We start from the raw sequence: 13,912 nt of genomic DNA on the forward strand, positions 1-13,912 counted from the left end.
GGAGTCCGGCATGGTCGATCCGCTTGCCGAGGTGGTCACGTTGCTCCAACCGGGCGCCCCGTTCTCGAAATTCGTCAGCGGCGCAGGCCCCTGGGGTGTTCGCCGCTCGGAGGCCGGGCGGCCCTTCTACTGTGTGATCCTTGAAGGGTCGTGCCGTCTCGCGGTCGACGGGCACGAGCCAATCACCCTCCAGGAGGGTGACTTTGTGCTGATCCCCTCAGCGTATGGCTTCTCGATGTCGAGCCTCGACCCGGCGACATCGGAAGACTTCGACACCGCGCCCGTCGCGCTGCCTCAAGGCGGGTTCAGACTCGGCGTTCAAAGCGGGCCGCCTGATGTTCGATCGCTGATTGGCTATTGCGTCTTTGGTTCGCCTGATGCGGCCTTGCTGGTTTCGCTTCTCCCGCAACTCGTGCACGTTCGCGGCGAGAAGAGGTTGGCCACCCTCGTGCAGCTCGTGGGCGAAGAATCGCGCGAGCAGCGGCCCGCGCGCGATGTCGTCCTGGCACGCCTGCTGGAAGTTCTCCTCATCGAAGCCCTCCGATCCACGGCGGGGACCGCCGCGTCGCCGGGCCTCCTGCGCGGGCTTGCCGACGAACGCCTCGCAGTCGCGATACGACGAATGCACGAAAATCCGACCCGTCCGTGGGCGGTTGCGCAGTTGGCGAAAGAGGCCTCCCTCTCCCGCTCGGCGTTCTTCGAACGATTCAACCGCGCAGTGGGGGTGGCGCCGATGGAGTATCTGCTCGGCTGGCGTATGGCCTTGGCCAAGAAGCTGCTGCGGCAGAAAGAGGGTGGCGTCGCCGAAGTTGCGGAACGCGTCGGCTACAGCTCCGCAAGCGCGTTCAGCGTGGCGTTCACCCGCTTTGTCGGATTGCCTCCAACGCGGTATGCGCGGGAGTTTCAGACACCCGCACAAACCACTTGATAGTCCGTCGACAAACGAGTGCTGCCTGCCTATGCCGTCTCTCACGGTAATGCACGTAGCGGGTGCGCCGCCGGTCATCGCAAATCATGCCTGCACCATGACATCATCACCAAACGTTTGCGGTGTGCACGACAGCGCACACGAAGCCCATGGAATCAACCCGGCCCAATGCTTGCTTTTATGTAGCCACAACATTTCCACGCCACCGGGACCAGGCCATGTCGAATCCGCTCGAAATCGTCGAACTGACGCATCACGTCAAGAAGCTCGCGACGGGGAAAATTTCCGATATCAACGACATCAATCGCGAGACCACCTTCCTCGCACTCAACGCATTGATCGAAGCGGCACGTGCGGGCAATGCGGGCCGTGGCTTCGCGGTCGTGGCAAACCAGGTCAAGCACGTGTCCGCGCGGATCGGCGAAATCACCACGGTGCTCAATCGCGAACTCGCCGGCTCGCTGACCAAGCTGACTGATCTCGGCGACAGCATGATCGAACGGCTGCGCTCGCACGAAGGCCAGCGTTGCGCCGATCTCGCGCTGAACATGATCGACGTGATCGACCGCAATCTGTACGAACGCTCATGTGACGTGCGCTGGTGGGCCACCGACTCCGCGGTGGTCGACTGCCTCGCCCATCAGAGTGCCGAAGCGCGGGCGTATGCGTCGCGCCGTCTGTCGGTGATTCTCGATAGCTATACCGTGTACCGCGATTTATGGATCATCGACGCCGCGGGCAATGTGGTCGCGAACGGCCGGCCCGATACGTATGCGGTGCACGATCGCAATGTCGCCGACGCCAGCTGGTTTCGCGATGCAATGAAGACGCCTTCCGGCGCGGACTTTGTTGCGGGCGATATCGAGGCGCTGCCGCTTCTGAAACACGCGCACGTCGCAACCTATGCGACAGCGATCCGCGAAAACGGCGCGGTCGACGGCAAGCCGCTTGGTGCGCTGGTGATCTTTTTCGATTGGGCGCCGCAAGCGTCGGCAGTCGTTAAAGGCGTGCGGCTCACGGCGGAAGAATGGCGGCGCACGCGCTGCATGATCGTCAGCGCGTCGCACCGCGTGATTGCGAGCTCGGACGACAAAGGCGTGCTCGACGAACAGTTCCGTCTGAATACCGACGGCCGTCCAGCAGGTTTTTATCAACTGACTGACGGCCGCACCGTGTCGTTCGCCGCCACCCCAGGCTATGAAAGTTATCGCGGCCTGGGGTGGTACGGCGTGATCGTGCAGTCGCCTCCGGCTTAAGTCAGTTGCCTTGACCGCCTCGTGATCTCTTCAAACAAGGCGTCCCGAACACCGGACGCCGTCAAGAGATTCACGTACGCGTAATCGATGCGCCGCCATCGACCAGCGAAGCAGTACCGGTCACGAAGGACGAGTCATCGGACGCGAGATAAAGCACCGAACGGGCGAGTTCTTCCGGCCGTGCGACGCGCTTGAGCGCATGCAACCCGGTCACGAAGGCTTGCGACTCGGCGGTGTCGTTCATGTCGCGATACATCGGCGTGTCCACGGCACCAGGCAGAATGGCGTTGACGCGCACACCTTGCGGGCCATACTCGGCAGCCAGCGCTTGCGTCAGCCCAATCAAGCCGGCCTTGCTCGCAGCGTATGCCGCGGTGCCCGGGAAAGCGAATGAGTAGCCAACGAACGTCGACGTGAAGATAACCGAACCGCCACCGTGCTTCACCATCTCGGGGATCTGGTGCTTCGCACCCAAAAAGGCGCTCGTCAGATTCGTCGCCAAAGCAGCCGACCAGCCTGCTTCCGACACACCCGAGGTCGGGCCCATTTCGCCCAGCGTGCCGGCGTTGTTATAGGCGATGTCGAGCCGGCCGAAGCGACTGACGGCGAGCGCGACCAGCGCTTTCGCGAAGTCCTCTGACTGCACGTCGCCCGCCAGAAACGCGGCCTCACCTCCTTCGCTGGCAATCTCGGCCGCGAGCGTTTCAAGTTCAGCTTCGCGGCGCGCCGCGATCACGACTTTTGCGCCTTCCGCGGCGAACAGTTTTGCGGTGGCACGGCCAATTCCCGCGCTTGCACCGGTCACGATGGCGACTTTTCCTGATAAGCGTTGCATGTTCAATCTCCTGCTGCAGTGTGTTGACCAGTGCCCAGTGCCTTGGTCCGTGAGAAGCAATATAGGCTTCAGTCACTATTGCAGGAAGGCTCAAAACATGGGTATATCATTCAGTATTTATGAATAATCGGGAAAAGACATGGACCGGCTGCGTGCTTATGAAGTCTTCGTGACCGTGGTGAGCCGCGGCAGCTTCACGCGCGCCGCCGATGCGCTCGAGACGTCGCCCGCCAACGTGACCCGCTACGTGAATGAGCTGGAAGCGCACCTCGGCACACGTCTGCTGAATCGCACATCACGCAGGCTTTCGCTGACCGAGGGCGGCGAAACCCTTTACGCCCGCTGCAAATCTATCCTCGACGACGTCGCCGAGACTGAGGGGCTTGTGTCATCGGCCTCAGTCGAACCGCGTGGCCGACTGCGCATCAATGCGCCCGTGAGCTTTGGCATTCTGCATCTGGCGCCGCTATGGCCTGAGTTCATGCGGAAATATCCCGGCGTGGAACTCGACGTCGCGCTGATTGACCGCGTCGTTGATATCGTCGAGGAAGGCTACGACCTCGCCATCCGCATCTCACGCGCCGGTTCGACCAGCCACGCAGCCCGTAAGCTGGCGACATCGAGAAATATCCTGTGTGCGTCGCCAGACTACCTGGCGCGTTGCGGATACCCTGCAGCGCCCGCCGACTTGATCGAGCATCAATGCATCGGCTACTCGTACGCCGCCACCGGCGACGAGTGGCAACTGATGGACAGTGAGCACAAGGCTCACACCGTGAAGGTCAACTGTCACATGCATACCAACAATGGCGATACGGCACGTGCGGCCGCGCTCGCCGGGCAAGGCGTGATCTGGCAACCCACCTTTCTTATCGGTAACGACCTGCGCGCCGGCAAGCTCGTTCAGGTATTGCCTGACTATCGCTTGCCTGACATCGACGTACTCGCCTTGTACCCAAGTCGTCGGCATCTGAGTGCCAAGATACGCGCGGTGGTCGATTTCCTCGTCGATGCGTTCGGCGGCGTGCCGCCGTGGGATCGGGATAGCGGAGGCTAAGCGGGTGTCACGTCGCCTCCGCTCACGATTTGCCACTGCCCGGCGCGCCTGAACCTCGATGCTACCGCCACCGGATACGCGTCTACGTGCCTGCGATGCGTATCCGGCAAGCGGTCAATCACCCACCGAACACTTCCATCATCTGCGCATTAAAGCTATTGACGAAGGCATGCTCACCGGGTCCCGGGTTCGCGCGGAACGCCTTCGCCCCTTCGACCAGAACTTCTTCCGCGTCCGTTCCGAGGACAGCGATCGTTTCGTCGATGAAGGCGTCAAGCGGCATCGCCTGTTCGGCCTCGCGGCTGTTCATGAGGTCCGTGCGCACCCAGGGCGGTGCGATCTCAAGCACGCGAACCTTCGTGTTCCGCAGCATGAAGCGTTGCGAGAGAACGTACGAATGCAGCGCAGCCTTGGTCGACGAATACACAGACGTCGCGGCCAACGGAACGAAAGCGAGAACCGAGCTCGTATAGGCGACGACAGCGTCGTTCCGGGTCTTGAGATGATCGAGCAGCGCCGATGTCATGCGGATCGGCCCGATGAGGTTGGTCGTGATGGTGGACACCAGCAGCGCGTCGTCGATGTGGCCGCCCGCCTGGTCGGGCTCCATGATCCCGGCGTTATTGATCAGCACGTTGAGGTCGGGATAGTCCGCGATCAATTGCGCCGATACCTTCTCGATGCTGGCCGGGTCGGCAATGTCGAGCTCGATTGCAGCCATGCCGGGATTCGCTGCCACCACCTCGTCGAGATGCCCGCGCCGGCGGCCGCTGATGATGACCTTGTTGCCGCGCTTATGGAGTGCCTCGGCAAGCCCGCGGCCAATGCCCGAACCGCCGCCCGTGATGAAGATCGTGTTTCCGGTGAGTTTCATGATCGTATTCCTGATGAAGTTGATTTGCTGTAGATGAGGTTGGTGCGGTCAGGCAGGGAAGCTGTCGCCGAACATCGGCAGACCGCTCGCTGATTCGGTCCGAGTCGCTTCGTCCTGAAGCACGTCCCAGTGCTCGGCGAGCTTGCCGTTTTCAAAGCGGACGACGTCGGCTGCGATCCACGCAGCGGGCCGGCCGATCCCAGTGAAGCGGCCATGCGCGATGACGTAATCGCCCTCGGCCACGATCAGCTGGTTCTCATAGCGCGCGGTGTCGGGCAGCGTGCGAACCAGGTTGAACAGGCCCTCGCGTCCCGGCGCGATATGGGCGCTATGCTGAATGTAGCGGTCCGACCACAAGCGCTCAGCCGCCGCGTAGTCGCGCTTGTTGAACAGGGTCTCGAATGCTTCCAGCACGAGCGCCTTGTTCTGTTCAGGGGTTGTCTTCGTCATGTCGAGGTCCTCTTTCAAGAGTGAGGTGACGACGCACTCACGCGTCGCATAACCGTTGTGCCTCCTGCTGCCTGGACATACAGGTAAAGAAGGCTATACTTACGACAATGGTGAATGACATTGTCATTGAAATGGATTGTGGGTGTCCGCCCCAGCGATGTCAATGGCGATCACCATTGTATTTTTTGATGGGTCTTATTGGGTCGCTATCGGCCAAAGGGAGGGAAAGTGGGTGTTTCCAGGCAGCAGGCGGCGGAAAACCGGCACGCGATCGTGGCAGCGGCTGAGAAGCTGTTTCGCGAGCGCGGCGTCGATGCGGTCGGGCTCGCAGAGCTGATGAAAGCGGCGGGCTTTACGCAGGGCGGTTTCTACAACCACTTCAAATCAAAAGACGCGCTGGTCGCCGCGGTGATGGAAAAGGCGATGGAAGAAGGGGGAGAGGCTTATGCCGCCCTGATCGACGGCGCGAAGTCATCTGGCGCTGATCCGGTCAAGTACAACATTGAGTGGTACCTGTCTCCCGAACATCGCGCGAATATCGAGGCGGGTTGCCCGTGGTCGGGTTTTGTAGGCGATGCCCGCCGATTCGACGACGTCGCGCGCGGCTCTTACGCAGAGGGGCTCGCGGTGAACCTCGACCGATTCGCCAAGGTCATCGAAGAGACCGAGGGGATCAGCGAAGGTGGCCGCAGCAAGGCGATCACTCTGTTCAGCCAGATGGTCGGTGCGCTGCTGCTTTCGCGTGCTGTTGCAGACGTTGATCCGGCGCTCGCAGATGAAATTCTTGACGAGGGTCGCCAGCATCTCCTCGCTGCGGTGGACACGCAGCCTGAGATTCAATCGCGGGGACGTTCGCGCCGACGGTAGCCCAATGTGTCGTTCGGTGGTGTGTATGGAGCTTTACCGAGACTCACCGCTGTTCCATGCTCGTCGCGATTTTTCATGAGCGTCAGGCGGGGGAATCGCCCGCTTTTGCGGCGGCCTTTATGGCGGCGTACTCAAGCATGGCTCCGCCGATCACGTTTTCTCCCCGTTCGTTTAGGGCAGCGCCGGCCCCTTGTATATCCCGCACCTCCTTGTTCTGGCTGAGCTTGATCTTCCCGACCAAGCGGGTGATTTCGATCTCGACTCCGACGATCGCCTTGAGCATCGTATCGATGTAGTCGGCGGCGCTGTCCGTCATCTTCCACGGCTGTGGCTGGGAGGCTTCATGGGTCCGCGTGAGACGGGCGACCAGCCCTCGAACATAGCGTTCGTCATCGCGGATGGTCACCCGGCCATGAGCGTGGACCACCCTGTAGTTCCAGGTCGGCACCTGCTTGTGAAACTCGTGCTTGCTCGGATACCAGGTGGGCGAGATGTAGGCGTCGCCCGCGCGAAACACGACCAGTACCTCGTCCCCGTTGGCCACGTCCTGCCAGACCGGATTTGCGCGAGCCACGTGAGCATGAAGGACACCACATGCGCCTTCGCCGGCTTTCAGATCAAACGGAATGTGGTTGGCGTCGAGACCGCTTTTGCCATGCGTGAACAGAATGCCAAGCGGATTCTCTGCGATCAGCGTGTGCAGCACCTCAGTGCGCGGTTCATCAAAATGGGTGGGTACGTACATAGGGGCTCCGTGATGAGTGCAGCGATGCGCTAACCCTCATTGCAGGCAACGCCGGTGCGGCAGGCCTGCAAAGAATTGTGGCGGCAAACTGGTTTATATTGTAGAACCAGTTTGGATCATTTTCTTTGGACCAGAAAGCCATGGCTCGCAAACCGAAAGCGGTGGAAGTTCCGTCGATCGGCATGCTGGATCGCGCCGCGGGCCATTTGGGTCGTCAGCTCGCGCAGGCACTGCGCGACGCCGTTCGCCGTGGTGACCTCAAACCCGGCGAGGTGCTCCCCTCCACGCGCACGTTAGCTGCGTCGTTGCATGTTGCGCGGGGAACCGTCGTCGAGGCATTCGAGCAACTGATCGCCGAAGGCTTTCTGCAATCGCAGCCTGGCTCCGACACGCGCGTGGCGCAATCGTTGACGGTCCCTGCCGATCCCCGAGCGCGGTCCTCATCCGTTGAAACTGCCCCGCTTCCAGAACGCGCCCGTCTGTTCGCACAGGTTGCACGTCAATTTTCTGCCGTACCGCAGGCACCTTTCGCAGTTTCGGTACCCATTGGCCCTGCCGCTCCCGACGATGTCTGGCGCCGGCTCGGCAACCGGCTACGCGCCCGCGGACCCGGCGCTCCGGCTGGGTATGGCGACCCACAAGGGGCGCTGGCGCTGCGCGAAGCGGTGGCCGACTACGTCAGGAAATCGCGCTCGGTTCGTTGCGAGGCGGACCAGGTGATCGTCACGAGCGGCACACAGCAGGGTCTTTACCTGTCATGCCAGGTGCTGCTCGACGGCGACGCGTCGGCGTGGGTAGAGGACCCGGCGTATAGGGGCATTACGGCCATTCTGGAAAGCACCGGTCACCCGGAGCGCATGATCCGGGTGCCTGTCGACGCGGAGGGCCTCAACGTCGATGAGGGTATCAAGCTGGGCCCGCACGCGCGGGTGGCGTTCGTCACATCGTCGCACCAGTATCCGCTGGGAATGCCATTGAGCATGGCGAGACGCAACGCGCTGTTGGCGTGGGCCCGCGCGAACAACGCCTGGGTGGTCGAAGACGACTACGACAGCGAACTGCGGTATGCGGGACATCCGTTTCCGTCGCTCCAGGGGCTGGACCCTAACCGGGTGGTCTATCTCGGCACCTTTAGCAAGATCCTGTTTCCGTCATTGAGGCTCGGCTATGCCGTTGTCCCGGAGAACCTCGTAGAGGCCTTTTGCGGCGCGCGCGTGCTAATGGACCGCAATCCCCCAAACGCAGATCAGCACGTACTGGCGGCCTTCATCGCGGAAGGCCATCTGGATCGTCACATCCGGCGTATTCGTGGCGTCTATGCGGACCGCCGCGCGTGCATCATCGAGACGCTCGAGCGACTGCTGCCGAAAGAGGTCGCCTGGTTGCAGCCGAGCGATCAGGGCATGCACCTCGTGCTCTGGCTTGGAGGGGGCGTCGACGACCGGTTGGTGGCGTCGTTGGCGGGCGAAAGCGGGGTTGCTGTACGAGCGGTGTCACCCATGTATTCCAATGGGACCGGTCCAATGGGTTTGATACTGGGTCTCGGCGGTTTCAGCGACGCCGAAATTGAAATTGCCACTCAACGTCTCGCCGCGTGTATCGCGGCTGCGGCAAAAGCGGCGCGCCGTGCGAATCCGCAGGGCGTCGCTACCGTCAAAGCGTAACTGAACGATCTACCAGGGAATGGTCGGTCCCGCGCGGCGCTAGCCTTGCTGCGCTTGCCAGCCGATGCCGAGGCTTTTCTGCAGCGACACAAAGTCCTTGAGCAACTCGGCCTGCCCCGCGACCACACTCTGCTGCGAGGTGAATTCTTCGCGCTGCGTGTCAAGCAGATCGATCAGCGTGGCGACACCGGCGGAATAGCGCTGCCGCATCAGCGTGGCCGAGTGGCTTGCTGAGGCCTCCACCTTTTGCAACGTGACGACATGCTCGCGCTGATGCCCATAGCGCGAGAGCGAGGAGTTCGCGTCCTGCAGCGCGCCGAGCACGGCCTTCGTATAACGCGCCTCGGCTTCGTCACGCGATGCCTCGGCTGCGTGCACGCTACCCAGTGTGCGGCCAAAATCGAACGCGTTCCATTGCAGATACGGCGCGGCGATCCAGCTGAAATTGTTTTTGCGCACGAGATGCCCCGGATCGCCTGCGCTGAAACCGATATCGCCGAGCAACGTCACCTTCGGGAAAAAATCCGCGATGTGTTCACCGATCTGCGCATTGCTCGACGCAAGCCGCCGCTCCGCCGCACGAATGTCGGGACGCTGCTGCAACATCACCGACGGATCGCCGATCGCAACCGTCTCCGGCAACGCCGGCAGCGGCCGCGTGCCCGCGAGTTGTTGGTCCAGCGCACCGGGCTCACGGCCGGTCAGCACGGCGAGGCGGTCGAGTGAATCGGTCAGTTGCGCGTCGAGCGGAATCAGCGTCGCGCGCGTGTTTTCAACCTGCGTGGTCAGGCGTTCCACATCGATGTCTGCTGCTGTGCCGCGCTCCCGGCGCTGCTGTGTGAGCGTCAACATCTTCTGTTCGGTCTCTGCCTGACGCTGCGCGAGTTCAAGCCGCGTCTGCTGGTCGCGCAGTTCGATGTAGGCCTGCGCAACCTCGGCCGCGAGCGACACCTGGGTGTCCGCGAGATCGGCGTCGACGGCTTCCGCATCCGCGGACGCCGCTTCGATGGCGCGCCGCGTGCCGCCAAACAGATCGATTTCCCACGTAGCGTCGAAGCCCGCGGTATAGAGCTGCAACGGGCCGCGACCCGACGACGCTGTACTGCTGCCTGACGAGCTTCCGGAGCTGAGCGAACTCAGATCAGGCGAGCGCAAGCGCAGCGCGGCAGCATCGCCAGAGATTTTCGGCAATTCGTTCGCACGTTGCTTCTGCAGTTGTGAACGCGATTCCCGCAACCGGGCCTGCGCAATATGCACGTCGGGACTATGCGCAAAGGCGGCGGCGATGAGGTCGTTCAGCTGCGGATCGTTGAATGCGAGCCACCACTGGTTCGGCGCCGGCGTCGCAGTCGTACCGGAAGCCGGCGCACGCACGAAGGTCGCGCTGCTGCGGGCGTCCTGCGCAACCGGCGGTGCGCCGTGATAATCCGGGCCGACCGTGCAACCCGACAAGGCGGACAGAAGCGCGACGGCGGCCAGTGCGATAGACGAGGGACGGTTAAACATCATGGTGTGATGAAAAGACATTAGTGTCCGGCGGAAGAAGGCGGCGGTGCGTTCCGGCTGGGTGTTTTCAGAAGCAGCGCAAGCGGAATGCAGGCGATCAGCGCGATGCCGAGCAGATAGAAGGTTTCCGAATAGGTCATCACGACGGCCTGCTGCTGGATCTGCGCGCCGAGTTGCCCAAGCGCGCGCATCTGCGAGTACGCCATGTCGCCCGTGTGGGCGAACCAGTTCGCCGCGTTCGCCGCCAGGCTCTCCTGGCCGATCAGCGAATTTGCGCTGACAGACTCCCGGATCATCGCGGTATGAAAGGTCGTGCGCCGGTCGATCACAGTACCGATGATCGCAAGGCCGATCGACCCGCCGAGATTGCGCGCCATGTTGTACAGACCGGCGGCGTCACCGGAATCTTCGCGCGATACGGCCGCCATCGACGCCTGATTGAGCGGCATCATCGCGAGCATCTGTGCGGTGCCGCGTATCAGTTGCGACCAGATGAAATCGTGCCCGACGCTCTGTGCCGTCAACTCAATGTCGATCATGCAACTGATCGCGTACAACACCAGCCCGGTGATCACCAGCACGCGGAAATCGACCTTGCCAAGCAGCCGCGGCAGGATCGGCATGATCATGAAGGCCGGCAGCCCGGAAAGCAGCATGATCGCGCCGGACTGTTCGGCGTTGTAGCCCGCGACCACCCCGAGAAACTGCGGCAGCAGATACGACACACCATAAAGGGCTGCGCCGACCGCGGACACAATCACGATCACGCTGGCGTAATTCGGGTTGCGCATCAGACCCAGACGTACGATCGGCTTTTTCGCGGTCATTTGCGAGGCGGCGATCAAGATCATGCCGAAGAGCGACACGCAGGTAAGCGTCACGATCATCGACGATTCGAACCAGCGCTCGCGCTGGCCTTCCTCGAGCACAACCGTGAGCGAACTGAGGCCAATCGCGAGACCCACGATGCCGAGCCAGTCCGCCTTGAAAAACGCTTCCCAGTGCGGCCGGTCTGACGGCAGGCCGACGATCAACAGGGTCATCAGCGCAAGGCAGATCGGCAGATTCATGAAGAAGCACCAGCTCCAGCTAATGTTCTCCGCGAGCCAGCCACCGACAACCGGTCCAAGCAGCGGCCCGAGCAACACGATCAAGCCGAACATGGTCATGCCGACCGGCATCTGCGATAGCGGCAGGCGCGTGCGGATGATGGTCTGCGCCGTCGGAATCAGCGCGCCGCCCGTGAAGCCCTGGCCGATGCGGCCGGCGATCATCATGGGTAAGGTGTGTGACCAGCCGCACATCATCGAGAACGCAATGAAAAGTGCCGAATTCGTCAGCAGGAAATTGCGCAGGCCGAACACGCGCGTAAGCCATGCCGCCAGCGGAATCATCACGATTTCCGACATCAGATAGCCGGTCGAAATCCAGGTGCCTTCCGTACCGGTGGCGCCGATTTCGCCCTGGATCTGCGGCAGCGCGGAGTTCGTGATCGAGATGTCGAGTGTCGCCATCAGGGCACCGAGCGCGCCTGCGGCGACGGCGATCCAGTCGCCGACGCTGGCTCGCTCCTCCCCACGCGGTGCGGGTGGCGCCACGGCGGCGGGACTGGTGGTTCCCGATTCAGCCACGATGGTTCTCGCTATCGATGCGTGCGTCACGATCGCGTGCCGAACGCGTGTCGACATCCACGGTTACCGACAGCCCCGGCAAGAGCACGCTGCGCGTCTCCGTGCCCGTGTCGATCCGAATCCGCACAGGCACCCGCTGCACGATTTTCGTAAAGTTACCCGTGGCATTTTCCGGCGGCAGCAGCGCAAACTGCGAGCCCGTGCCGGGCGAGAAACTGTCGATCACGCCGTGCAGCGTATGACCGGGCAACGCGTCGACGTGCATTTCCACCGGCTGACCGATGCGCATCCCGCCCACCTGCGTTTCCTTGAAGTTCGCCAGCAAATAGGTACTTTGGACCGGCACGACCGTGAGCATCCGCGTGCCGGGTTGCACGTACTGACCCACACGCACGGTGCGATCGCCGACCTTGCCGCCGAGGACACTGCGCACCACGGTGTTGTCGAGATCGAGTTGCGATTGCTGCGCGCTGGCCTGGGCGGCTTCGAGCTGCGCGCGCGCCTGCGCGAGCTGCGCGGTGGCCGAACCAATCTGCGAGCGTGCTGCCTCGACCGCCGCCGCATTCGCGGCGAGCGTGGCATTCGCCTGATCGCGGCTACTGGTCAATTCCGCCAACCGTTCGCTGCTTTCAGCGCCGGTGGCGACGAGCGGCGCGTAGCGGCGCACTTCGTCACTCGCATGCTGCGCGCTCACGCGCGCCACCTGTTGCTGCGCCTGGGCCTGCGCAATGTTGGATTGCTGCTGTTTGATGTCGGCCTGCGCGCGTTCGATGTCGGCCTTGCGCGCATCGATCGTGGCCCGCGCCTGGTCGAGCGCGACCTGATACTGGCGGGCGTCGAGATGGACAAGCGGATCACCAGGCTTCACGACCTGGTTGTCCGCGACGTAAACTTCCGTAACGTAGCCGGCGATCTTGGGCGCCACGGTGACGCTGTCGGCCTGCAGATAGGCGTCGTCGGTGCTTTCGATGAAGCGGCCCACGGTCCACCAGCGGGCGAGCCAGACGGCGCCGACGATCAGCGCGACGACGCCGAGCGCGATCAGCACCGTGCGCCGGCTGGGACGCCTCGCGCCTGCTGCGGGCGAATCATTGGCGGGTATCGGGCGGGAGGGAGAGCCTGCGGTCGCTGACATCGTATCGGTCCAATTGTTTCCACGTGGCACAATTATTCCAGTTGATCAAATTGTGTCAAGTGATATATTTCTTACGAATTCCCGCAATACGCGCAATGGAGAAAGATGCATGAGCACCGCAAAGAAGCTGCGTCGCTCGCCGGAGGGCGGCTATGCACGCGGCGACGAAACGCGGCACCGGATCATCGAGGCGGCGATCGAACTGTTTGGCGAACACGGTTTCGAGGGCGCGTCGACACGCGACATCGCGGCCCGCGCCGGCGTCAACGCGCCCGCGCTGCAGTACTACTTCGAGAATAAGGAAGGGGTGTATCGCGCATGTGTCGAGATGCTCGCCGACGACGCATGGGAGACATTCGGCCCGGCCATCGAACACGCGCAGGAAGCGCTGCGTGAAAACGCCGACACCCCGGCGTTGATCGACGCCTTCATCGGTATTCAGACAGCGATCGCGCACAGCGCTTTCGTCAAGGCAAGCAAGCCCGGCCGGCGGATGTTCTTTGCGCGCGAACAGGCGGGACACGAACCTCAGAGTGCCATGCAGATTTTCGGCTGCCGGATTCGCCAGCCGCTCAACGATGTCAGCGTGGCGCTAGTGGCGCGAATTTCCGGGCGTGCAGCCGACGATCCGGTCACCTTGATCCGCACCTTCAGCCTGCATGGGCAACTGGTGATTTTTCACCTCGCGCATCCGTCCAAGCTGTCGATGCTCGGCTGGAAGAGCATCGACGCAGAGAAGGCGGCACTGCTCACGTCGACCGTCCGCGATCAGACTCGCACGCTGCTCGAGCATTGGAGCCGGGAACGTGACGAGGGGCTCACACCCCCCGCGCAAACCACGCAAACCACGGGTAAAGGAAAGCCGCGCAAGCAGCAGTGATCTCACGCCGGCGCACGCATCAACGCTTTCGAACCCGTTGGGCAAGATGCCATTACAATCCAGCACTTCGAACCGACAACGGTG

Annotated in this window: 13 protein-coding genes; 6 read left to right on the forward strand and 7 right to left on the reverse strand. The window is 62.5% G+C overall.

Translation table 11 applies throughout. The features are described from left to right. The first annotated feature begins 10 nt into the window (after positions 1-10). Positions 11-928: an AraC family transcriptional regulator gene (locus tag M0D64_RS26080; protein WP_154561110.1), complete on the forward strand. Its 918-nt coding sequence runs from the start codon at positions 11-13 to the stop codon at positions 926-928. A 218-nt stretch (positions 929-1,146) separates the two neighbouring features. Further along, the gene (locus M0D64_RS26085) at positions 1,147-2,184 is read left to right on the forward strand and encodes a methyl-accepting chemotaxis protein (protein ID WP_301717647.1); all 1,038 of its coding nucleotides are present in this window, start codon (positions 1,147-1,149) and stop codon (positions 2,182-2,184) included. 70 nt (positions 2,185-2,254) lie between these two features. Here the strand turns inward: M0D64_RS26085 and M0D64_RS26090 are convergent, their stop codons facing one another. Beyond that, positions 2,255-3,019, reverse strand: coding sequence for an SDR family oxidoreductase (locus M0D64_RS26090; protein WP_154561114.1), 765 nt, complete (start codon positions 3,017-3,019; stop codon positions 2,255-2,257). A gap of 139 nt (positions 3,020-3,158) precedes the next feature. Between M0D64_RS26090 and M0D64_RS26095 the strand changes: the two genes are divergently transcribed. Continuing rightward, entirely contained in the window at positions 3,159-4,076 is a 918-nt protein-coding gene (locus M0D64_RS26095; RefSeq protein WP_266240688.1) for a LysR family transcriptional regulator, read from the forward strand. A 118-nt stretch (positions 4,077-4,194) separates the two neighbouring features. Here M0D64_RS26095 and M0D64_RS26100 read toward each other — a convergent pair whose 3' ends face one another. Both M0D64_RS26100 and M0D64_RS26105 read right to left on the reverse strand, forming a co-directional pair. Next, the gene (locus M0D64_RS26100) at positions 4,195-4,950 is read right to left on the reverse strand and encodes an SDR family oxidoreductase (RefSeq protein ID WP_266259802.1); all 756 of its coding nucleotides are present in this window, start codon (positions 4,948-4,950) and stop codon (positions 4,195-4,197) included. Between the two features lie 48 nt (positions 4,951-4,998). Next, entirely contained in the window at positions 4,999-5,400 is a 402-nt protein-coding gene (locus M0D64_RS26105; protein WP_266259804.1) for an ester cyclase, read from the reverse strand. A gap of 228 nt (positions 5,401-5,628) precedes the next feature. Between M0D64_RS26105 and M0D64_RS26110 the strand changes: the two genes are divergently transcribed. Then, positions 5,629-6,267, forward strand: a complete 639-nt coding sequence (locus tag M0D64_RS26110) for a TetR/AcrR family transcriptional regulator (RefSeq protein WP_266259878.1) — start codon at positions 5,629-5,631, stop codon at positions 6,265-6,267. Positions 6,268-6,349: 82 nt separating this feature from the next. On the opposite strand, the gene M0D64_RS26115 is transcribed toward M0D64_RS26110, so the two are convergent. Then, a complete protein-coding gene (locus tag M0D64_RS26115) occupies positions 6,350-7,012 on the reverse strand; it encodes an FMN-binding negative transcriptional regulator (protein ID WP_154561124.1) in 663 nt (220 codons plus the stop codon). Positions 7,013-7,152: 140 nt separating this feature from the next. Here M0D64_RS26115 and M0D64_RS26120 point away from each other — a divergent pair, with 140 nt between their 5' ends. Further along, on the forward strand, positions 7,153-8,676 hold the full coding sequence (locus M0D64_RS26120) for a PLP-dependent aminotransferase family protein (protein WP_266259805.1): 1,524 nt from the start codon (positions 7,153-7,155) through the stop codon (positions 8,674-8,676). A gap of 39 nt (positions 8,677-8,715) precedes the next feature. Here M0D64_RS26120 and M0D64_RS26125 read toward each other — a convergent pair whose 3' ends face one another. The 3 genes from M0D64_RS26125 to M0D64_RS26135 are packed head-to-tail and all read right to left on the reverse strand — an operon-like array spanning position 8,716 to position 12,948. Then, complete coding sequence (locus tag M0D64_RS26125; RefSeq protein ID WP_266259879.1) at positions 8,716-10,185, reverse strand: efflux transporter outer membrane subunit; 1,470 nt, start codon at positions 10,183-10,185, stop codon at positions 8,716-8,718. A 17-nt stretch (positions 10,186-10,202) separates the two neighbouring features. Then, positions 10,203-11,813 (reverse strand): MDR family MFS transporter, encoded by a 1,611-nt coding sequence (locus tag M0D64_RS26130; protein WP_266259808.1) that lies wholly within the window; start codon positions 11,811-11,813, stop codon positions 10,203-10,205. Then, positions 11,806-12,948 (reverse strand): HlyD family secretion protein, encoded by a 1,143-nt coding sequence (locus M0D64_RS26135; RefSeq protein WP_266259809.1) that lies wholly within the window; start codon positions 12,946-12,948, stop codon positions 11,806-11,808. The genes M0D64_RS26130 and M0D64_RS26135 overlap by 8 nt, the downstream gene beginning before the upstream one ends. Positions 12,949-13,057: 109 nt before the next feature. On the opposite strand from M0D64_RS26135, the gene M0D64_RS26140 reads away from it, so the two are divergent. Further along, positions 13,058-13,828, forward strand: coding sequence for a CerR family C-terminal domain-containing protein (locus M0D64_RS26140; RefSeq protein ID WP_266259810.1), 771 nt, complete (start codon positions 13,058-13,060; stop codon positions 13,826-13,828). The last annotated feature ends 84 nt before the right edge of the window (positions 13,829-13,912 follow it).

It is taken from the genome of Paraburkholderia sp. WS6, from assembly GCF_030464835.1.
Lineage (GTDB): Bacteria > Pseudomonadota > Gammaproteobacteria > Burkholderiales > Burkholderiaceae > Paraburkholderia > Paraburkholderia madseniana.